Source organism: Pseudomonas sp. JAI120 (assembly GCF_014207255.1).
Lineage (GTDB): Bacteria > Pseudomonadota > Gammaproteobacteria > Pseudomonadales > Pseudomonadaceae > Aquipseudomonas.
On sequence record NZ_JACHCZ010000002.1, the window covers coordinates 438044 to 459579 of the forward strand.

Here is a 21536-nt window from a genome sequence, read left to right on the forward strand (position 1 = left end):
CGTTTCGCCCGACGCCCAGCCTTCAGCCTTACCGCACTCACACTGGCCATGGCCAGCCTGGGCACGGGCAGCCTGCATGCCGCTGAGACTAACCAGGCACCCACGGCTGCGTCCGTGGAGATTGATGCCATCAACGTTACCGGGCAAAGCGTTGAACAGCCCACCGAGCATGTGGTCGGCTATGTAGCCAAACGCAACATGAGCGCTTCCAAGACCGATACGCCGATCACCGAGACGCCGCAGTCGCTGTCTGTGGTGACGAGCGACGAGATCCGCGACCGCCAGGCGGAAACGTTGGCCCAGGTGTTGAGCTACACGCCAGGGTTCACCGCCAGTGCGACCTCTTTCAACCGCACTGCGGACCGCTTCCGCATCCGCGGCTTCTCGGTCGAATCCGCCACCGGCGGCTCGCTGCGAGACGGCCTGCGCCTGCAGAACAACTCCTACGACGGCATTCAGGAACCTTATGGCCTGGAGCGCGTCGAGGTCATCCGTGGCGCTGCCTCGGTGCTCTACGGCCAGCTCTCGCCCGGCGGCATGGTAAATGGCGTCAGCAAGCGCCCAACCGAAACGCCGCTTCATGAGCTGCAACTGCAGGCGGGCTCCAATGACCGCAAGCAGCTCGCCGCCGATTTCAGCGGTGCTCTGCCCGGTAGCGACACCCTGAGCTATCGCCTGACCCTGCTCAGCCGCAACAGCGACACCCAGCAGGATCATCTCAACGACGACAAGATCTACATCGCCCCGGCGCTGACCTGGCGCCCTGACGAAGACACATCGCTGACCCTGTTGTCCTTCTACCAGAAGACCGATACGCGTTTCCCCGCGCCCCTGCCCTATCAGTTGGTCAAAGGTGTGGGTGACGGCGCCTTCAAGATCGGCCGCCACGACTTTATCGGCGAGCCGGGCTACGACGACATGAATGGCGAGATGTCGGCCCTGGGGTACGAATTCACCCACCACTTCAACGAGCACTTCACGCTTAATCACAAGCTGCGTTACTCCGAGTCCGATGTGAAGTGGAAATACCTGCAGGTCAGAACCGGTAATCCGGCAGTCACTGCCGCGGTGATCAATCAGGCCGCCACGACCGGCATTCTGCAAAGGCAATACAGTGATCGCCGTGAGCGTGCTCGAACCCTGGGCAGCGATACCAATATCGAATCGAAATGGCAGCTCGGTAGCGTCGAGCACACCGTTCTGGTCGGTTTCGACGGCTATGACACTTCCTACGACTCCCATAACTTCCGAGGCGTAGCCCCCAGCCTGGACCTGAGTCGCTACAACTATGGTCAGCCCGTAGTGGTCAACAGAAGCCCCGCCCTGGACCGTGGCTCGCAGCTGGATATGCTGCAAAAAGGTGCCTATTTCCAGGATCAGATCAAGTTCGGCGACAAGTGGGTCCTGCAGGTAGGTGGCCGCCACGACTGGGCTGACCAGCAGCAGACGGCGCATCGCAATGGCGCCAAGGCCAGCCAAAGCGACGAAGCCACCACCTGGCGTGCGGGCCTGGTCTACCTGGCGGACAACGGCCTGGCGCCCTATATCAGCTATAGCGAGTCGTTCTTCCCGGTTTCCGTTGCAGAAGTCACCGGCCAGACCTTCACCCCCACCGAAGGTAAACAGTACGAAGTAGGCGTGCGCTATCAGCCCAAGGACAGCAATATGCTGCTCAGCGCAGCAGTCTATGAGCTGACCCAGACCAACGTGCTCAAGCAGGATCCAGCTACCGACGAGTACCGCCAAACCGGCGAGGTACGTTCCCGCGGTCTGGAGCTGGAAGCCAAGGCGGATGTCACCCCGGCACTCAGCGTGATCGCCACCTACGCCTATACCGATGCACGCACCACCAAGAGCGCAATCGCCGCCGAAGTGGGTCAACGTACCGACGAAACGCCCTACCACCAGGCAGCCCTGTGGACCCGCTACGACTTCGTCAACTGGGGCATCCCGCAGCTGAGCGTGGGCGCCGGCGCTCGCTACATGGGTACAATACAGGCCTCGGGCATGGATTCCGCCATGCCAGCCTATACCCTGTTCGACGCCATGGCGCGCTACCAGATCGACGAACACTGGGACGTGACCGTCAACGCCAGCAACCTGACCGACAAGCGCTACGCGGAGTGCAGTTTCTCCACCTGTCACTACGGTGACGAGCGCACCCTGCTGACCTCGGTGAACTTCAACTGGTGATCTACCGCTCCGCGCGCCGAGCGAGCACCTTGCTGCGGCGCGCGGCCTTACCTGCCTAATGGACAGAGGCAGCGGGCGGAACAAGGATCGACAGGCATAGCGGCTCCCCGATTCCCAAACTGAGAGCGGTGCTGGTTTCGAAGTTTGGAAAGCGATAAAAACGCAAAACCGCCAATCATCCCGGCCATGTTATGGCTGGAGTGATTGGCGGTTAGCTTTTTCAGGACTTCGAGCAGAAACATGGTTCTGCTGAATCGACAGGCTACAGACCTTAGTGAGCGCCTGCAGTGACGAACTGGAGCGAGACTCGCATCTGGCATTCAACCCATTGAAATCTAAGGTATTTATTTTATTGTCGAAGCAGGAAAGGGAGCCCCCACCACTGCTTAAGGCAAAGAGGCGCCTACAAAACCCGGGGCGATTCAAACATCGGTTATGCGCTCATACTTGTTTGCGCGTATAGCATGACCTCATAGACTAACCTTCACCTATGACGAACGCTTGATGAGAGGCTTGCCGTAGACCTGCAATGAGGCAGAGGGCGGTCGCTAATTTGCAACACGCGCTTGGGGTAAGCGAAACAAGTTAATTTAGGTCAGCAACTGATTTATGAAAAATAAAACACATATAACTGTTAGCAGAGTACCTGATCAAATGAGTACATCCATTTGCCCCTGCGGCAGTGGCAACCTGCTGGATGCCTGCTGCGGCCATTATCACGCCGGGCACCCGGCCCCCTGCGCCAGCGCCCTGATGCGTTCACGCTACAGCGCCTATGTGCTGGGCCTGGTGGACTACCTGGTCGCCACCACTTTGCCCGCGCAACAGGCTGGCCTGGACCGAGAAGCCATCGGCGCCTGGAGCGCCCAGAGCACCTGGCTCGGCCTGGAGGTTGAAAGTTCCGAGGTGTTCGGCGGCCAGCCGGAACACGCCTTCGTGACCTTTACCGCACGCTGGCATGACAGCACCGGTGAACATAGCCACCGCGAGCAGTCTTCTTTCGTACAGAATGATGGGCGTTGGTACTTCATCGACCCCACGGTGGAAGTCAAAGCCGGACGCAACGATGCCTGCCTGTGCGGCAGTGGGCAGAAATTCAAGAAGTGTTGTTCCAGCTACCTCTAATTCCCTACCACAGGACCAACGCCATGCTTCGGATCTACAGCTTGATGCTGGCGTTAATCTTTGGCCTGACCGGTTGCGTCTCCTGGTTCGAAGACAATTCGCCCCCACCCCACGTCTCCCTGGTGAAAGTCGAAGTGGTGCGGGCCAAGCTGCTGGAGCAGAAATTCAAGCTGTACTTTCGCGTGGATAACCGCGACGACTCGGACCTGACCGTGCGTGGGCTGATCTACAAGGTCACCCTGGATGATTTTGTGCTCACCGAAGGCGAGTCCAATGAATGGCTGACTGTACCGCCCAAGGGCCATGCATTTTTCAAGGTGTCGGTGCGCACCAACCTCTGGCCGCAGATCCGCGATGTGGTGCAGATGCTGAAAAAACCCGACAAGCCTGTGCCGTATCGTCTGGAGGGGGAACTGAAAACCGGATTATTCATCGGTTATGACGTGCAGGTGAACCACAATGGCGAGATAATCCCCGGCGATTTTATCCCGGAGCGACATCGATGACTCAGCAACCCCATGTCCATGGTCCTGACTGCAACCACGATCACGATCACCATGATCACGACCACGGCCATGTCCACGGCCCGAACTGCGGCCACGCTCACCAGGAGCCGGTGCGCAATGCGTTGAAGGACGTTGGCCGCAACGACCCTTGCCCGTGCGGCAGTGAGAAGAAATTCAAGAAGTGCCACGGCGCGTAAGTTGCGCTGAAGGCCAAGGTGGGAGGGCACAAGCCCCCTCCCACACCGATCTGCGCCAGGCTTAAGTTTAAGTACTCATGTGTTTACACAACTCCTGCTTGCGTCGTTTCACCGCGCTCACTAACGTAGCGCCTTTACTGACGCTACCCCCCGCAGGAGCTTTGCCATGGCCTCGCCAGCCCTCTCACATTTTCTTCCCCGGTTCGGCGTTGCCGCGGCAGTGGCCAGTGCATTAAGCCTGGCCGGTTGCCAGCTCCAGAGCACCCAGGACACCCTGCCCCCCGTTGCCGGCGTACAGCCGATCAAGGGCCTCGCACAGAATGTTTCGATACGCCGCAACGCCCAGGGCATGCCGCTGATCGAAAGCAACACCTTCCACGACGCGCTGTTCAGCCTCGGTTATGTACACGCCAGTGACCGCATCACCCAGATGGTCACCCTGCGCCTGCTGGCCCAGGGCCGCCTGGCGGAGATGTCCGGGCCTGAGGTGCTGGATGTGGACCGTTTCATGCGTGCGGTCAATCTGAAAAAAAGCGCCGGCGAGCTGTATAACGCCTCGTCGCCGCGCCTCAAGCGCTTCTTCGAAGTGTATGCCCGTGGCGTCAACGCCTACCTGTTCCGCTACCGCGACAAGCTGCCGCCGGACCTGGCCCAGACCGGCTACAAGCCGGAATACTGGAAGCCGGAAGATTCGGCGCTGCTGTTCTGCCTGCTGAATTTCAGCGAATCGACCAACCTGCAGGAAGAACTTGCGTCCCTGGTGCTGGCGCAAAAAGTCGGCGCGGACAAACTCGCCTGGCTGACGCCGAGCGCGCCGGATGAGCCGATCCCTCTGGCCGAGGCCGAGAAACTCAAGGGCGTGAACCTCAGCCAGATCACCGGCCTGGCCGGGCTGGACACCGTCAGCCAGCAATTGAGCAGCCTCAACTCGCTGGGCGTTACCACGTCGAGTAACTGGGCCATCGGCCCGCAACGCAGCCGCAGCGGCAAAAGCCTGCTGGCAGGCGACCTCGCCGCCCAGCCGCAGGCGCCGTCACCGTGGAACTACGTGCAGATTCGCGCACCGAAATACCAGGCCGTCGGCGCCTCGATTGCCGGCCTGCCGACCCTGTTGTCCGGTTTCAACGGCAACGTGGCGTGGAGCATGAGCACGGTCAAGGGCGATACCCAGGACCTGTTCCTGGAAAAGGTCAAACGCCAGGGCAGCGCGTTGTACTACGAGAACAACGGAAAATGGCTGCCGGCAGCGGTGCGTAACGAAACCTTCTTCGTCAAGGGCCAACGCTCGATTCGCGAAGTGGTATACGAAACCCGCCACGGTGCCCTGCTCAACAGCAGCCAGGCCCTGACCAGCGGCTTGGGCCTGGCCCTGCAAACCGCCGACTTCAAGGATGACAAGAGCCTCGACGCGTTCTTCGACCTCTCCCGCGCGCAAAACGCCGGCAAGGCCTCGGACGCAACCCGGAACATTCGCGCCATTGCCTTGAACATGATCTTCGCCGACGCCAGCAGCATTGGCTGGCAGGTCACCGGCCGCTTCCCCAACCGGCGCGAAGGCGAAGGCCTGCTGCCCTCGCCGGGCTGGGATACGCGCTTTGACTGGGACGGTTACGCCGACGCGATGCTGCACCCCTATGACCAGGACCCGGCTCAAGGCTGGATCGGCACCGCCAACCAGCGCACCGCGCCGCGTGGCTACGGCATGCAGTTGTCCAACTCCTGGGATGCACCGGAGCGCAGCGAGCGCCTGGCGCAACTGGCCAATGCCGGCAAGCACGACAGCCGCAGCATGATCGCCATGCAGTACGACCAGACCACCACTTTCGCCGCAAAGCTCAAGACCATGTTCCAGGCACCGGGCATGGCCCAACCGCTGAAACAGGCGATTGATGCGCTGCCAGCCGCCGAGCAGGCCAAGGCACGGGAAGCGCTGACGCGCCTGATGGCGTTCGATGGGCGCCTGGTGTCCACCTCCGCAGACGCCGCGCTCTACGAGCTGTTCCTGCAGGAAAGCACCCGGCAGATCTTCCTTGACGAGCTGGGCCCGGAAAACAGCGCCAGCTGGAAAGCTTTTGTCAGCAACGCCAACCTGTCCTATGCCGCCCAGGCCGACCACCTGCTGGGCCGCGAAGACAGCCCGTTCTGGGACGACGTGCGCACCGCGCAAAAAGAAGACAAACCCGCCATCCTCGCCCGCAGCCTGGCCGCCGCGATCAGCGCCGGCGACAGCCAACTGGGCGCTGACCACAAGGCCTGGCAGTGGGGCAAGCTGCACAGCACCACCTGGAAAAACACCAGCGGCCAAGTGATTCGCGGCCCACTGGCGTCCGGTGGCGACCACAACACCTTGAACCCGGCGCCGTACAACTGGGGCCAGGACTTCAACACCACCCAGGTGCCGGCGCTGCGCATGATCGTCGACTTCGGCCAGCTGGAACCGATGATGGGCCAAGGTGGTATCGGCCAATCCGGCAACCCGGCGAGCCCGAACTACGCCAATGGCATCGACCCATCGCTCAAGGCGCAATACCTGAGCTTCCCGATGCAGCCGCAGAACTTCGAGAAGGTGTATGGCAAGGCCAGGTTGACCCTGACCCCAGGCAAGTGACCTGACTTCCACCTGACGAAACCGGATCCAAATGTGGGAGGGGGCAAGCCCCCTCCCACATTTGGCCCACATGCATTCAGATAGAACTTCTGCGCTCGCCCCCGCCTCATACCTGATAAGCCCATCGCCCCGGTCAGCCCATGGATCTTGTCATCGCCCGGCCCGAAGGCCTCTACTGCCCCGCCGGAGATTTCTACATCGATCCCTGGCGCCCGGTGGAACGCTCTGTCATCACCCACGCCCACGGCGACCACGCTCGCAGCGGCAACCAGCACTACCTGGCCGCCGCCCCCGGCGAAGGCATCCTGCGCTCGCGCCTGGGCCAGGACATCAACCTGCAAACCCTGGCCTATGGCGAACAACTCGTGCACCACGGCGTGACCCTGAGTTTTCACCCAGCCGGGCATGTACTCGGCTCGGCCCAGGTGCGCCTGGAATACCAAGGCGAAGTCTGGGTGGCTTCAGGCGACTACAAAGTGGAACCCGATGGCACCTGTGCGCCTTTCGAACCGGTGCGTTGCCACACCTTTATCACCGAATCCACCTTCGGCCTGCCGATCTACCGCTGGCAGCCCCAGGCGCAGATCTTTGCCGGGATCAACGACTGGTGGCAGGCCAATATCGCCGCCGGCAAAGCCAGCGTGTTGTTCTGTTATTCCTTCGGCAAAGCCCAGCGCATCCTGCATGGCATTGATGCCAGCATCGGCCCGATCCTCAGCCATGGTGCGGTGGAGCCGTTGAACCGGGTGTACCGCAAAGCCGGCATCTACATCCCCGAAACCCTCTACGCCGGAGATTTCAAAAAGACCGACCCGTTGCTGCGCCAGGCCCTGATCATCGCACCGCCGTCCGCTGGCGGTAGCAGTTGGATCAAGCGCTTTGGCGACTACAGCGATGCCTTCGCCAGCGGCTGGATGCGCCTGCGCGGTACCCGGCGACGGCGAGGGGTGGACCGGGGTTTCGTGCTGTCGGATCACGCCGACTGGCCCGGGCTGCTGTGGGCCATCGAACAAACCGGCGCCGAACGGGTGATGGTCACCCACGGTTCTGTCGGCGTATTGGTACGCCACCTGCGGGAAAAAGGCCTGGATGCCCAGGGCTTCACCACTGAATACGGCGATGACGAAGAAGAGGCCACGGCATGAAAGCCTTCGCCGAGCTGTACGCCAACCTCGACGCCACCACCTCCAGCAATGCCAAGCTCGCAGCCCTGCAAACCTACTTCCTGCAAGCGCCGCCGGAAGACGCCGCATGGGCCGTGTATTTCCTGTCTGGCGGGCGCCCCCGGCAATTGGTGCCCACGCGCCTGCTGCGGGACATGGCCACCGAAGCGTCCGGCATCGAACCGTGGCTGTTCGAAGAAAGCTACCAGTCTGTAGGCGACCTGGCCGAGACGATTTCCCTGCTCCTGCCGGAATCCACCTACACCTCCGAGGACGGCCTGGCCGTATGGCTGGAAGAAAAACTCCTGCCGCTGCGTGGCCTGTCGCCCCTGGACCTGGCCGAACGGTTGCCGGCGTTATGGGCGCAACTGGACCAGCCAAGCCTGATGGTGTGCATCAAGCTGATCACCGGCAGCTTTCGCGTCGGCGTGTCTAAATTGCTGGTCACCCGCGCGCTCGCAGCCATGGCCGACCTCGACAGCAAGCGCGTGGCACAGCGGCTGGTGGGCTACACCGATTTATCCAACCGACCGACAGCCGAAGGCTACCTCAAGCTGATCGCCGCCGAATCATCCGACGAACATGCACAACGGGGCGGACAGCCCTATCCGTTTTTTCTCGCCCATGGGCTGGCGCAACCGGTGGAGCAATTCGACGCCTTGCTCGGCTCCCCCGTCGACTGGCAGGTGGAATGGAAATGGGACGGCATTCGCGCGCAACTGGTCAAGCGTGATGGCCGGCTGTGGATCTGGTCGCGGGGCGAAGAGCTGGTGACCGAGCGCTTCCCCGAACTGCACAGCCTGGTCAGTGGGCTGCCCGATGGCACGGTGATCGATGGCGAGATCGTGGTCTGGAAGGACGCGGTGCAGCCCTTTGCCCTGCTGCAACAACGCATTGGCCGCAAGACCCTGAGCAAAAAGGTGCTCGACGATGCACCGGTCGCCGTCCTGGCCTATGACCTGCTGGAACATCAGGGCGACGACTGGCGCAACCACACCCAGGCCGAACGCCGTGCCCAACTGGAACAGGTGATTGCCCAGTGCAACCAACCTGTGCTGATGCCCTCGCCACTGCTGACGGGCGCCACATGGCAGGACCTGGCACAACAACGCGAAGCCTCCCGCAGCCTCGGCGTGGAGGGCATGATGCTCAAGGCACGCGACGGCCTGTACGGCGTGGGCCGCACCAAAGACATGGGCCTGTGGTGGAAGTGGAAAGTCGACCCCTTCAGTGTCGATGCGGTGTTGATCTATGCCCAACGCGGCCATGGCCGACGCGCCAGCCTCTACAGCGATTACACCTTTGCCGTGTGGGATGGCCCGCCCGGCAGCCAACGCACGCTGGTGCCCTTCGCCAAGGCCTATTCGGGGCTGACCGACGAAGAGATGCGCAAGGTCGACGCCATCGTGCGCAAGACCACCGTGGAGAAGTTCGGCCCGGTCAGCAGCGTGACGCCAAGCATGGTGTTCGAGTTGGGGTTTGAAGGCATTGCCCTGTCCAAGCGGCATAAGAGCGGGATTGCAGTGCGCTTCCCGCGGATGTTGCGTTGGCGGCAGGACAAGACGATAGAGGAGGCCGACAGCCTGGCCACCCTGCAAGATCTTCTGGCCTGACATAAATTCACCACCCCTCCCACATTTGAATGTCCTTATGACCTGAAATGGTGCGATCAATTTTCAACGCCCATTTTCGGGCATCTCCTACACTCATGACTCCCTTGTCCCACCTTTTAAAACGCTCATTCGGAACTATGGTGCAGAAATTGCTACTCGTGATCCGTCTGACACCGTTCAGTAACAGTCCTAAACGCGCCACAAGCGCTTATCTTGGTTTCCAGGGATTACATAATGAAAAAAGCATTGCTGACCCTTTCTGCACTGGCTCTGTGCATGGCCGCCGGTACCGCGCTGGCCAAGGAATACAAGGAACTGCGTTTTGGTGTCGATCCGTCCTACGCTCCGTTCGAATCCAAGGCCGCCGACGGTAGCCTTGTGGGCTTCGATATCGACCTGGGCAATGCGATCTGCGCCGAACTGAAAGTGAAGTGCAAGTGGGTCGAAAGTGACTTCGACGGGATGATTCCAGGCCTCAAAGCCAACAAGTTCGACGGTGTGATTTCGTCCATGACCGTGACCCCGGTGCGTGAGAAGGCCATCGACTTCTCCAGCGAACTGTTCTCCGGCCCGACTTCGCTGGTGTTCAAGAAAGGCGCGGGTTACTCGACGCCAGAGTCCCTCAAGGGCAAATCCGTGGGCTACGAGCAAGGCACCATCCAGGAAGCCTACGCCAAGGCCGTGTTGGATAAAGCCGGTGTAACCACCAAGGCCTACGCCAACCAGGACCAGGTTTATGCCGACCTGACTTCCGGTCGTCTCGACGCTTCGGTGCAGGACATGCTGCAAGCCGAACTGGGCTTCTTGAAGTCCCCGGCCGGTGTCGGCTACGAAGTCAGCGCCGCCATCGATGACCCATTGCTGCCATCGAAAACCGCCATCGGTATCAAAAAAGGTAACACTGAACTGAAGGCCCTTTTGGATAAAGGTATCAAAGCGTTACACGATGATGGCACCTACGCCACCATCCAGAAGAAACACTTCGGCGATCTGAACCTGTACAGCGGCAAATAATGCCTGGGGCGCCCCTTCTCTCAAGGGGCGCTTTTTTATCGCCATAGGTCCTGATTTATGTTCGAAGAACTGTTGCAAACCCTCGGGCTGAGCGCACTCAGCTTGAAGGGTTTCGGCCCGTTGTTGCTGCAAGGCACCTGGATGACCATCAAGTTGTCGGTGCTGTCCCTGGCCGTCAGCGTATTGCTGGGCCTGCTCGGCGCCAGCGCCAAGCTTTCCAGCCTGCCCTTCCTGCGCATTCCCGCCCAGCTCTACACCACACTGATTCGCGGTGTACCGGACCTGGTGCTGATGCTGCTGATTTTCTACAGCCTGCAAACCTGGCTCACCAGCCTGACCGACTTCATGGAATGGGAATATATCGAGATCGACCCATTCAGCGCCGGGGTGATCACCCTGGGCTTTATCTACGGTGCTTATTTCACCGAGACGTTTCGCGGCGCGATCCTCGCCGTCCCCCGTGGCCAGCTGGAAGCCGCCACGGCCTATGGCCTCAAGCGCGGGCAACGCTTCCGCTACGTGACCTTCCCGCAGATGATGCGCTTTGCCCTGCCGGGTATCGGCAACAACTGGATGGTGATGCTCAAGGCCACGGCCCTGGTGTCGATCATCGGCCTGGCGGACCTGGTCAAGGCCGCCCAGGATGCCGGCAAAAGCACCTACCAGCTGTTCTACTTCCTGGTGCTCGCCGCACTGATCTACCTGTTGATCACCAGCGCGTCCAACTTCGTCCTGCGTCGTCTTGAACGTCGCTACTCCGCAGGCTCACGGGAGGCGGTGCGATGATCGAACTCTTGCAGGAATACTGGCGCCCCTTCCTTTATAGCGACGGCCAGCACATCACCGGCCTGGCGATGACCATGTGGTTGCTCAGCGCCGCCCTGGTCATCGGCTTTGTGGTGTCGATCCCGCTGTCCATCGCCCGTGTATCGCGCAACCCGCTGGTACGCTGGCCGGTGCAGTTCTACACCTACCTGTTCCGTGGCACGCCGCTCTATATCCAGTTGCTGATCTGCTACACCGGCATCTACAGCATTGCCGCCGTGCGTGAACAACCGGTGCTGGATGCGTTCTTTCGCGATGCGATGAACTGCACGATCCTGGCCTTCGCGCTCAACACCTGCGCCTACACCACCGAGATTTTCGCCGGTTCCATCCGCAGCATGGCCCACGGCGAAGTCGAGGCCGCCAAGGCCTATGGCTTGAGCGGCTGGAAGCTGTACGCCTACGTGATCATGCCGTCGGCGTTGCGCCGCTCGTTGCCCTACTACAGCAACGAAGTGATCTTGATGCTGCACTCGACCACGGTAGCGTTTACCGCGACGATTCCAGACATCCTCAAGGTGGCGCGGGACGCCAACTCGGCCACGTTCATGACGTTCCAATCATTCGGCATCGCCGCGCTGATCTACCTGACCGTGACCTTTGCCCTGGTCGGTTTGTTTCGTCTGGCGGAGCGCCGCTGGCTGGCGTTTCTCGGGCCAAGCCATTAAGGAGCCTTCATGCGTCATCAGGTACACGATCTGATCGCGCCGGTGCCCGGCACGGCGCGGCAGATTCACAGTTTCCACTTCGGCCCCGAACACGCCGAAGGCAAGGTCTATATCCAGTCGTCGCTGCATGCCGATGAACTGCCGGGCATGCTGGTGGCCTGGCACTTGAAGGTGCGCCTGGCCGAGTTGGCCGCCGCCGGGCGCTTGCGCAGCGAAATCGTGCTGGTGCCCATCGCCAACCCGGTGGGCCTGGAACAGGTGTTGATGGATATCCCGCTGGGCCGCTACGAGTTGGAAAGCGGGCAGAACTTCAATCGCCTGTTTGTCGACCTCAGCGATACCGTCGGCGATCAGGTCGAGGGCTCGCTCGGCGATAACCCGCAACAAAATGTCGAACTGATTCGCGCCGCGTTGAGCGCTGCCCTGGCCATGCAAATCGCGGAGACCCAGTTGCACTCCCAACGCCTGGTGTTGCAACGCCTGGCCTGCGACGCCGACATCGTGCTGGACCTGCATTGCGACTTCGAAGCCGTGGCGCACCTCTACACCACGCCCGAATCCTGGCCGCAGGTGGAACCGCTGGCGCGCTATCTCGGCTCGGAGGCCAATTTGCTCGCCACCGACTCCGGCGGGCAGTCCTTCGATGAGTGTTTCACCCTGGTGTGGTGGCAGTTGCAGCAACGTTTCGGCACGCGCTTCCCGATCCCCATGGGGAGCTTTTCGGTGACCGTCGAGCTGCGCGGCCAGGGCGACGTCAACCATGGGTTGGCCGCCCTCGACTGCCAGGCAATCATCGACTACCTGATCCACTTCGGCGCGATCACCGGCGACGTAGCGCCGCTGCCGGCACTGCCTTACCCCGCTACGCCGCTGGCGGGCGTCGAACCCGTGGCGACACCGGTGGGCGGCCTGCTGGTATTCAGCGCCCTGCCCGGTGAATACCTGGAAGCCGGGCAACTGATCGCCGAAATCATCGACCCCATTACCGACCGCGTAACGCCCGTGCACTGCCAGAAGGCCGGACTGCTTTACGCCCGTTCGCTGCGCCGTATGGCCACTGCCGGGATGGTCATCGGCCATGTCGCAGGCACCGAGGCCTACCGCAGCGGCTATCTACTTTCGCCTTGAGGATGCACGCCCCATGTACAAATTGACCGTTGAAGGCCTGCATAAAAGCTATGGCGACAATGAGGTGCTCAAAGGTGTCTCGCTCAAGGCCAAGACCGGTGATGTGATCAGCCTGATCGGCGCCAGCGGCTCGGGCAAAAGCACCTTTTTGCGCTGTATCAACTTCCTGGAAACCCCCAACGACGGCGCCATGACCCTCGACGGCCAGGCGATCCGCATGGTCAGCGACCGCCATGGCATGCGCGTGGCCGACGATGCCGAACTGCAGCGCCTGCGCACGCGGCTGGCGATGGTGTTCCAGCATTTCAACCTGTGGAGCCATATGAGCGTGCTGGAAAACATCACCATGGCCCCGCGCCGGGTGCTGGGTTGCAGCAAGAAGGACGCCGAAGACCGCGCCCGTCGCTACCTGGACAAGGTGGGTTTACCGGGACGGGTAGCGGACCAATACCCGGCGTTCCTGTCCGGTGGCCAGCAGCAACGGGTGGCCATCGCCCGCGCCCTGGCCATGGAGCCGGAAGTGATGCTGTTCGACGAACCCACCTCGGCCCTCGACCCGGAGCTGGTGGGTGAAGTGTTGAAGGTGATCCAGGGCCTGGCCGAGGAAGGCCGCACCATGATCATGGTGACCCACGAAATGAGCTTTGCGCGCAAGGTGTCCAGCCAGGTGCTGTTCCTGCACAAGGGCCTGGTGGAAGAGCAAGGCGCGCCAGAGGATGTGCTGGGCAATCCCAAGAGCGAGCGCCTGCAACAGTTCCTGAGCGGCAATTTGAAGTAAACCTTTGCGACGCCTGGAGGGTCTGTGGAATAGACCCTCCAGAGCGTTCGCTGCCGCATGGCAAAACCCCTCGACTTCGCCAAAACGTGGTTTGCCGCCAAAGGCTGGAAGCCGTTCGCCTTCCAGAAAGACGTATGGACGGCGGTCAAGGACGGCCAGTCGGGCTTGCTGCACGCCAGCACCGGCGCCGGCAAAACCTACGCCCTGTGGTTTGCCGCCCTCAATCGTTTCGCCACAACCCGCCCGCCGGCCTCCGGTAAACGTAAACCACCGGCAGAGCCGCTCACCGTGCTGTGGATCACGCCCATGCGTGCGTTGGCCGCCGACACCGCACGCGCCCTCGAAGCGCCGCTCGAGGCCTTGCAGATTCCCTGGAGCGTCGGCCTGCGCACCGGCGACACCAGCAGCAGCGAACGCGCCCGGCAAACCCGACGCCAGCCCACCGCGCTGGTCACCACCCCGGAAAGCCTGACCCTGATGCTCGCCCGCGCCGACAGCGAAACGAGCCTGGCGCACCTGCGCATGGTGGTGGTGGATGAATGGCATGAGCTGATCGGCAACAAGCGTGGCGTACAGTTGCAACTGGCGTTGGCGCGGCTGCGGCGCTGGCATCCCGAACTGATGGTGTGGGGCATTTCGGCCACCCTCGGTAACCAGTCCCACGCCTTGGAGGTGCTGGTCCCACAAGGGGACGGGATTAATGTACAGGGGCAAACGACCAAGCAGTTGCACGTCGACACCTTGCTGCCGCCCACCGCCGAGCGGTTTCCGTGGGCCGGGCATATCGGCTTGAAGATGCTGCCGCAGGTGGTCGCCGAAGTCGACGCCAGCAGCAGTTGCCTGGTGTTTACCAACACGCGGGCGCAGTCGGAAATCTGGTATCAGGCGTTGCTGGAGACGCGGCCCGATTGGGCCGGGGTGATTGCCCTGCACCATGGCTCGCTGTCCCGCGAGACCCGCGACTGGGTGGAGCGGGCGTTGAAAGACGGTCAGCTGAAGGCAGTGGTGTGCACATCCAGCCTGGACCTGGGGGTGGATTTTTTACCGGTGGAGCGCGTGCTGCAAATCGGCTCGGCCAAAGGCGTGGCGCGTCTGATGCAACGCGCCGGGCGCTCGGGTCATGCACCCGGACGGCCGTCGCGGGTGACCCTGGTGCCGACCCACAGCCTGGAACTGGTGGAAGCCGCTGCGGCCCAGGACGCCATTGCAGAGCGGCGTATCGAAGCCCGCGAATCGCCCCACAAGCCGCTGGATGTGCTCGTACAACATTTGGTGAGCATGGCCCTCGGCGGTGGCTTTACGCCGCAGGCGCTGCTGGCGGAGGTCCGTGGCGCCTGGGCCTATCGTGACCTCACCGAGGCCGATTGGGCCTGGGCCCTGGGCTTTGTACGGCATGGCGGCTTATCGCTGACCGCTTACCCGGATTACCGCCGCGTGGAGCCGGACGAGCATGGCATCTGGCGTGTTCCCGATGCCCGGCTTGCGCGCCGCCATCGCATGAGCGTGGGCACCATTGTCAGCGACGCCAGCATCCAGCTGAAATTCTGGAGCAAGGGCGGCGGCGGCAAGAACCTGGGCAGCGTTGAAGAAGGCTTTATTGCACGGCTCAAGCCGGGTGATGGCTTCTTGTTTGCCGGCCGCCTGCTGGAATTGGTGCGAGTGGAAAACATGACCGCCTATGTGCGCCGCAGCAGCGCCAAAAAAGCCGCGGTACCGCGCTGGAATGGCGGGCGCATGCCCCTTTCCAATGAGCTGGCCCAAGCCGTGGTGGAGCGCTTCGATGCGGCGGCGCACGGGCTCTACGAGGGCCCGGAAATGCAGGCGGTGCAACCGCTGCTGCAGACGCAGTTGCGCTGGTCCGGCTTGCCGACGCGCACACACTTGCTGGCCGAAGCCTTGAAATCGCGGGAGGGCTGGCACCTGTTCCTCTACCCGTTTGCCGGCCGCCAGGTGCACCTGGGGCTGGCGAGCCTATTGGCGTGGCGGGTCAGCCAGCAGCAGCCTGTGACATTCTCGATTGCCGTCAACGATTACGGCTTGGAGTTGCTCAGCGCCACCGAGGTGGATTGGCCACGCTTACTGAATGAGGCGCTATTGAGCCCGAAGCAGTTGTTGGCAGACGTGGCAGCCAGCCTGAACGCCGGAGAACTGGCCCTGCGCCGCTTTCGCGAGATTGCGCGTATCGCCGGGCTGGTGTTTGCCGGTTACCCCGGCGCGCCGAAAAGCACGCGCCAAGTGCAAGCTTCCAGCGGGCTGTTCTTTGAGGTGTTCAAGCAATATGACCCGCAGAACCTGTTGCTGGCCCAGGCGGGTGAAGAAGTCCTGCGCGATGAGCTGGATATTCGTCGGCTGGAAGAGACCTTGCTTCGCCTCTCGGCGCTGACACTGGACTTGCATGTAATTGAACGTCCTACACCCCTGGCCTTCCCGCTGCTGGTAGAACGGATGCGCGAAAGCATGAGTTCGGAAAAACTCTCGGAGCGCATTGCGCGGATGGTCAAGGACTTGGAAAAAGTCGCCGATAACGGCAAACGCTGATGGTGTGCTCAGTCACGCTGGAGGGCGAAGAATTGTGGCTGTTGGCGGATAAGGCGCTCTACTGGCCGGGGCGCGAGTGCCTGCTGATCGCCGATGCACACTTTGGCAAGGCATCGGCCTACCGCAGCCTGGGCCAGCCGGTACCGCAAGGCACCACCACCGAGAACCTGCAGCGCCTGGATCGGCTGTTGGCGGCCGTGCCGTGCGCACACGTGATCTTTCTCGGCGACTTCCTGCATGGGCCCGGCTCCCACGCCAGCGGTACCCTCAGCGCCTTGAGAGCCTGGCGAGCACGTCATTGCGACCTGTCGATGACCTTGATTCGCGGTAATCACGATAAACGCGCGGGCGACCCACCGGCTGACTTGAGGATCGACGTAGTGCCGGAGCCACTGCTGATGGGGCCTTTCGCCCTGCAACACGAACCGCACGCCCATGCCAGCCACCATGTGCTGGCGGGGCATGTGCACCCGGTGTATCGCTTGCGCGGCAAGGGCCGGCAGAGCCTGCGCCTGCCGTGCTTTCAGTTCGGCACGCGCGTCAGCCTGCTACCGGCGTTTGGGGCGTTTACCGGGGGGTATGCAGTCGATCAGGACAATGACCACCGAATCTTTGTCATCGGCGATCACCAGGTGTGGCAGGTTCGCTGACCCGCCTTCCGTGCCTCAGGCGACCGGCGCGGGAGGCGGCTCATCCGGAAGGGTTGGCTCACCGGGCTCGGTGGGCTGCTGGGGCCAATCTTCATCAGGTTGGCCGGGGATACCGCCCGCATACGCGGGGTCGGCCATCAGGGACCAGGCCAGAACGCCAATCTGGTTGGGTTCAAGCCGGGCAAGTTCTGCGCTGATTCGCGGGTCAATCTTCATAAGGCACTCCTCAAGCGTGGCTCGGCGCGTTTTGCACGCACCGAGGCAGTACACCCAATAGAGTCACTTTCTGCGGACTAATTCCCTTTACGCGTAGGACCTTTCGATCAAGCGCGTGGCAAGGTGACGCCGCGCTGGCCCTGGTACTTGCCGGCCCGGTCTTTGTAGGACACTTCACAGGCCTCGTCAGACTGCAGGAACAGCATCTGCGCCACGCCTTCGTTGGCGTAGATCTTCGCAGGCAGGGTGGTGGTGTTGGAGAACTCCAGGGTCACGTGGCCTTCCCACTCAGGCTCAAGCGGCGTCACGTTGACGATAATGCCGCAACGCGCGTAGGTGCTTTTACCCAGGCAAATGGTCAGCACGTCGCGGGGGATACGGAAGAACTCCACGGTGCGTGCCAGGGCAAAGGAGTTGGGCGGGATAATGCACACGTCGCTTTTCACGTCGACGAAGCTCTTTTCGTCAAAGTTCTTCGGATCGACGATCGCCGAGTTGATGTTGGTGAACACCTTGAACTCATCGGCGCAACGCACATCGTAGCCGTAGCTGGAAACGCCGTACGAGATCACGCGGTCATCGCCTTCGCCACGAATCTGGCGCTCAACGAAGGGCTCGATCATGCCGTGCTCTTGCGCCATGCGGCGAATCCACTTGTCCGATTTGATGCTCATGGCGGGTGTCCTGAATAGCGAGGTGGAAAAATCTGTGTGGCATCTTACCGGGGCCGGCGTTGGGGTTCAAAGGGCGTGGATCTTTTCTTGATGAATGTGCCGGCAGCTATAAGGTTCAGCCAGCGGGGCCGGGCCCCGTATTGCCGCAACCGGCGCCTGTAAATACCACCGCCAGTCACGAAAATAGAGAAACCTTCGGAAATACCATTGGCACGTCCCGGAAAAAGGGTTAAGGTGGCGCCACTGTGCTGCTTGTGTCACTGAGAATCTCTACACGATATGTTGAATTTCGATCCAACCATCTCCAAGAATTTTTCCTGCTCTTTGCACTCAGTCTCGGCCAGGGCTTTTCCTGAGTCGCAGTTAACTTTGTCCAAGGAGATACACCATGTCTAATCGCCAAACTGGTACCGTTAAGTGGTTCAACGATGAAAAAGGCTTCGGCTTCATCACTCCACAATCCGGTGACGACCTGTTCGTTCACTTCAAAGCTATCCAATCCGACGGCTTCAAAAGCCTGAAAGAAGGCCAACAGGTTTCTTTCATCGCTACCCGCGGTCAGAAAGGCATGCAAGCTGAAGAAGTTCAAGTTATCTAACTTGTACTGACTTAGTCGAAAAGACCCCGCCCTTAAAAGCGGGGTTTTTTTATGCCTGGAATTTGGTATTAACACCCATTTGATACCTGACACAAAAAATGTGGGAGGGGGCTTGCTCCCGATGGCGGCGTAGCAGTCGATACTTGCATTGACTGACACACTGCTATCGGGGGCAAGCCCCCTCCCACATTCAAGCATTCAAGCTGTGTCGTTATTGAAACAACGACTCACTCGACAGACCATTCTTCTCCAGAATCTCGCGCAAGCGCTTGAGCCCTTCCACCTGGATTTGCCGCACCCGCTCACGGGTCAGGCCGATCTCCAGGCCTACGTCCTCCAGCGTGCTGCTCTCATGACCACGCAGGCCAAAGCGGCGAATCACCACCTCACGCTGCTTGTCAGTGAGTTCCGACAGCCACTGGTCAATGCTTTGGGAAAGATCAACGTCCTGCAGCAGCTCGCAAGGATCCGTAGGACGATCATCCGTCAGGGTGTCCAGCAGGGTTTTATCCGAATCCGGACCCAGCGAGACGTCGACCGAAGACACCCGCTCGTTAAGACCAAGCATGCGCTTGACCTCCCCTACCGGTTTTTCCAGCAAGTTGGCGATTTCTTCGGGCGAGGGTTCATGATCGAGTTTTTGAGTGAGCTCGCGCGCTGCCCGCAGGTAGACGTTGAGCTCCTTGACCACATGGATCGGCAACCGGATCGTGCGGGTCTGATTCATGATCGCCCGTTCGATGGTCTGGCGAATCCACCAGGTAGCATAGGTCGAGAAGCGGAAGCCCCGCTCAGGGTCGAACTTCTCCACCGCCCGGATCAAGCCCAGGTTGCCCTCCTCGATCAGGTCCAACAAGGACAGCCCACGATTGACGTAGCGTCGGGCGATTTTCACCACCAGGCGCAGGTTGCTTTCAATCATGCGCTTGCGCCCAGCCGGATCACCCTTTTGCGATAAGCGCGCAAAATGGACTTCTTCTTCGGGGGTCAGCAGAGGGGAAAAGCCGATTTCATTGAGGTACAACTGGGTCGCATCGAGCGCCCGCGTGTAATCAATGTATTTGTGTTGCTTTAACGCGGTGGAGTTCTTGGATTTGGTGCGAACTGAAGGTACAGCAGGTCCCTCATTCGACATCGATTCCGTAGCGATACCGGTCTCCATAAGGAGAACCTCATCGTCGATGTCAAACTCCGGCGCTTCTTTACTGAGAGCCATTGTTATAGTCCTTTGGTGAGTTCGACCTCAAGCTCAAGCGACGCCTTTATCCTTGGCAACGCTGGAGCCTGTTCCTTCTACGCGAGGAACAGGCTGTGCAACACATCAACGACGGGGTAGGAATTGCAGCGGATCTACAGGCTTCCCTTGACGGCGAATCTCAAAGTGCAGTTTCACCCGGTCTGTACCAGTTGACCCCATTTCGGCAATTGTCTGTCCGACTTTGACTTGCTGCCCCTCCCGAACCAACAGCCTACGGTTGTGGCCGTAAGCACTGACGTAGGTATCGCTGTGTTTGATGATGACCAGCTCGCCGTAGCCCCGCAAACCACTCCCGGCGTACACCACCGTCCCATCAGACGCAGCTAAAACAGGCTGTCCCAAATCCCCGGCAATATCAATGCCTTTATTCAAACTGCCGTTTGAAGAGAATTTCCCAATTAACACTCCATTTGAGGGCCATCCCCAACCGGTCGGCGCAGGCCCTGCAGGGGGCAACGGCGCGGGTGCCGGCTTGTTCGCAACACTCGGCGAAGCGGTACCGGCAGGCCGGGTGATGATGGTGGTTTTGATCGAAGACGACGGCGAAGATCCGGTGTTTGTCACAACTGCCGTAGGGGTAGAACCGGTGCGACCGTCAAAGCGAATCGTCTGACCCGGATGTATCGTGTAAGGCACGGGAATATTGTTACGGGCTGCGAGCGCCTTGTAGTCCCAGCCATATCGGAAGGCGATCGAGAACAGCGTGTCGCCCTTGCGCACCACGTATTGCCCGGTCGTTACCGTCGGCTTTTGCGGCGCGGCGTTATTGCGGTCAACGACCCGCGCACCGCTGCTTGGCGAGCTGGAGCACCCTACCAGAAGGGAACCAAAGACAAGGCCAAGCACCAGTCGCTGAAAACTTGTTTTACTCATACGCTGCGCAAGACCTGTGAGACTCACCCGCCGCTCCCTTTGTGGTGGCTGAACATGAACGCCTGTATCAGGCTTGAAATATGACGCAAGTATAACTGGGCATTGAAGTTTTACCGTCACGCGACTGAAACGAATCATTCAGTGCGTTGAATCGATCTGCCCATCATGTTGATTTGATAGACCCCGCCGTAAGACACATCCTCACCGACAGAATTCACTGCCAGCGTGAAATGATCAGGCCAGCGGGCCGTTGAGTAACGGAACAAATCGTACGGCCCCCAATACATGTCGGGAAAAGCCATTCTCTTCACGGACAATAAGCATCAATTGTTGCACTTCACCGGACCCCACCGGGATGACCAGGCGCCCGCCCGGGGCCAGCTGGTCGAGCAACGCTTGCGGAACATCAGTGGCCACGGCGGTGACGATAATCCCGTTGTACGGCGCCAGTGCCGGCCACCCTTCCCAACCATCGCCCCAGCGGAATATCACGTTGCGCAGGTTCAGCTCCACCAGGCGTTCCTTGGCGCGATCCTGCAGCACCTTGATGCGCTCCACCGAGAACACCCGCTCCACCAGTTGCGACAGCACGGCCGTCTGGTAGCCGGAACCGGTGCCGATCTCCAGCACCTTGTCCAACGGCCCCGCCGCCAGCAGCAGCTCACTCATGCGCGCAACCATATAAGGCTGGGAGATGGTCTGGTTATGGCCGATGGGCAATGCCGTGTCTTCATAGGCACGATGGGCCAAGGCTTCATCGACAAAGAGGTGCCGAGGCGTACGCCGGATCACTTCCAACACCTGGGCGTTGGAAAGCCCCTCTTCGTACAGGCGCTGGATCAAACGCTCACGGGTGCGCTGGGAGGTCATCCCGATGCCCCGGCGCAGCAGGTCGTCTTGTTCACGAGCCA

General features: G+C 60.8%; 20 protein-coding genes. 15 read left to right on the forward strand and 5 right to left on the reverse strand.

Annotated features, from left to right (window positions below; genetic code table 11):
- Positions 1 to 48: 48 nt before the first annotated feature.
- From HDC32_RS13845 to pdeM, 14 genes are all read left to right on the forward strand, one after another.
- On the forward strand, positions 49 to 2193 hold the full coding sequence (locus tag HDC32_RS13845) for a TonB-dependent siderophore receptor (protein ID WP_184744925.1): 2145 nt from the start codon (positions 49 to 51) through the stop codon (positions 2191 to 2193).
- Between the two features lie 654 nt (positions 2194 to 2847).
- Positions 2848 to 3318, forward strand: coding sequence for a YchJ family protein (locus tag HDC32_RS13850; RefSeq protein WP_145335016.1), 471 nt, complete (start codon positions 2848 to 2850; stop codon positions 3316 to 3318).
- A gap of 23 nt (positions 3319 to 3341) precedes the next feature.
- Entirely contained in the window at positions 3342 to 3824 is a 483-nt protein-coding gene (locus tag HDC32_RS13855; RefSeq protein ID WP_131697231.1) for an LEA type 2 family protein, read from the forward strand.
- On the forward strand, positions 3821 to 4021 hold the full coding sequence (locus HDC32_RS13860; protein WP_003189235.1) for an SEC-C metal-binding domain-containing protein: 201 nt from the start codon (positions 3821 to 3823) through the stop codon (positions 4019 to 4021). Before HDC32_RS13855 ends, HDC32_RS13860 begins: the two co-directional genes overlap by 4 nt.
- A gap of 166 nt (positions 4022 to 4187) precedes the next feature.
- Positions 4188 to 6629: a penicillin acylase family protein gene (locus tag HDC32_RS13865; RefSeq protein WP_184744444.1), complete on the forward strand. Its 2442-nt coding sequence runs from the start codon at positions 4188 to 4190 to the stop codon at positions 6627 to 6629.
- Positions 6630 to 6769: 140 nt separating this feature from the next.
- The gene (locus HDC32_RS13870; RefSeq protein ID WP_184744446.1) at positions 6770 to 7774 is read left to right on the forward strand and encodes a ligase-associated DNA damage response exonuclease; all 1005 of its coding nucleotides are present in this window, start codon (positions 6770 to 6772) and stop codon (positions 7772 to 7774) included.
- Positions 7771 to 9405 (forward strand): ATP-dependent DNA ligase, encoded by a 1635-nt coding sequence (locus HDC32_RS13875; protein ID WP_184744448.1) that lies wholly within the window; start codon positions 7771 to 7773, stop codon positions 9403 to 9405. The genes HDC32_RS13870 and HDC32_RS13875 overlap by 4 nt, the downstream gene beginning before the upstream one ends.
- A 234-nt stretch (positions 9406 to 9639) precedes the next feature.
- Positions 9640 to 10419: a transporter substrate-binding domain-containing protein gene (locus HDC32_RS13880; RefSeq protein ID WP_131697235.1), complete on the forward strand. Its 780-nt coding sequence runs from the start codon at positions 9640 to 9642 to the stop codon at positions 10417 to 10419.
- Positions 10420 to 10476: 57 nt separating this feature from the next.
- Positions 10477 to 11205 (forward strand): ABC transporter permease, encoded by a 729-nt coding sequence (locus HDC32_RS13885; protein WP_184744450.1) that lies wholly within the window; start codon positions 10477 to 10479, stop codon positions 11203 to 11205.
- A complete protein-coding gene (locus HDC32_RS13890) occupies positions 11202 to 11912 on the forward strand; it encodes an ABC transporter permease (RefSeq protein ID WP_090408453.1) in 711 nt (236 codons plus the stop codon). The genes HDC32_RS13885 and HDC32_RS13890 overlap by 4 nt, the downstream gene beginning before the upstream one ends.
- Before the next feature lie 9 nt (positions 11913 to 11921).
- A complete protein-coding gene (locus HDC32_RS13895) occupies positions 11922 to 13040 on the forward strand; it encodes a succinylglutamate desuccinylase/aspartoacylase family protein (protein ID WP_184744452.1) in 1119 nt (372 codons plus the stop codon).
- Positions 13041 to 13053: 13 nt separating this feature from the next.
- Complete coding sequence (locus tag HDC32_RS13900; RefSeq protein ID WP_184744454.1) at positions 13054 to 13818, forward strand: ABC transporter ATP-binding protein; 765 nt, start codon at positions 13054 to 13056, stop codon at positions 13816 to 13818.
- A 57-nt stretch (positions 13819 to 13875) separates the two neighbouring features.
- On the forward strand, positions 13876 to 16356 hold the full coding sequence (locus tag HDC32_RS13905; protein ID WP_184744456.1) for a ligase-associated DNA damage response DEXH box helicase: 2481 nt from the start codon (positions 13876 to 13878) through the stop codon (positions 16354 to 16356).
- Entirely contained in the window at positions 16356 to 17006 is a 651-nt protein-coding gene (gene pdeM, locus HDC32_RS13910; protein ID WP_184744458.1) for a ligase-associated DNA damage response endonuclease PdeM, read from the forward strand. Before HDC32_RS13905 ends, pdeM begins: the two co-directional genes overlap by 1 nt.
- A 15-nt stretch (positions 17007 to 17021) precedes the next feature.
- On the opposite strand, the gene HDC32_RS13915 is transcribed toward pdeM, so the two are convergent.
- Together HDC32_RS13915 and dcd are read right to left on the reverse strand one after the other, a co-directional pair.
- Positions 17022 to 17222, reverse strand: a complete 201-nt coding sequence (locus HDC32_RS13915; protein ID WP_027604457.1) for a hypothetical protein — start codon at positions 17220 to 17222, stop codon at positions 17022 to 17024.
- Positions 17223 to 17329: 107 nt separating this feature from the next.
- Positions 17330 to 17896, reverse strand: a complete 567-nt coding sequence (dcd, locus tag HDC32_RS13920) for a dCTP deaminase (RefSeq protein WP_003172320.1) — start codon at positions 17894 to 17896, stop codon at positions 17330 to 17332.
- A gap of 388 nt (positions 17897 to 18284) precedes the next feature.
- Between dcd and HDC32_RS13925 the strand changes: the two genes are divergently transcribed.
- Positions 18285 to 18494, forward strand: a complete 210-nt coding sequence (locus HDC32_RS13925) for a cold-shock protein (RefSeq protein WP_002554837.1) — start codon at positions 18285 to 18287, stop codon at positions 18492 to 18494.
- A gap of 211 nt (positions 18495 to 18705) precedes the next feature.
- Here HDC32_RS13925 and rpoS read toward each other — a convergent pair whose 3' ends face one another.
- From rpoS to HDC32_RS13940, 3 genes are all read right to left on the reverse strand, one after another.
- On the reverse strand, positions 18706 to 19710 hold the full coding sequence (gene rpoS / locus HDC32_RS13930; RefSeq protein WP_131697241.1) for an RNA polymerase sigma factor RpoS: 1005 nt from the start codon (positions 19708 to 19710) through the stop codon (positions 18706 to 18708).
- A 105-nt stretch (positions 19711 to 19815) separates the two neighbouring features.
- On the reverse strand, positions 19816 to 20652 hold the full coding sequence (locus HDC32_RS13935) for a peptidoglycan DD-metalloendopeptidase family protein (protein WP_184744460.1): 837 nt from the start codon (positions 20650 to 20652) through the stop codon (positions 19816 to 19818).
- A 207-nt stretch (positions 20653 to 20859) separates the two neighbouring features.
- Positions 20860 to 21495 (reverse strand): protein-L-isoaspartate(D-aspartate) O-methyltransferase, encoded by a 636-nt coding sequence (locus tag HDC32_RS13940; protein ID WP_184744927.1) that lies wholly within the window; start codon positions 21493 to 21495, stop codon positions 20860 to 20862.
- Between the last annotated feature and the right edge of the window lie 41 nt (positions 21496 to 21536).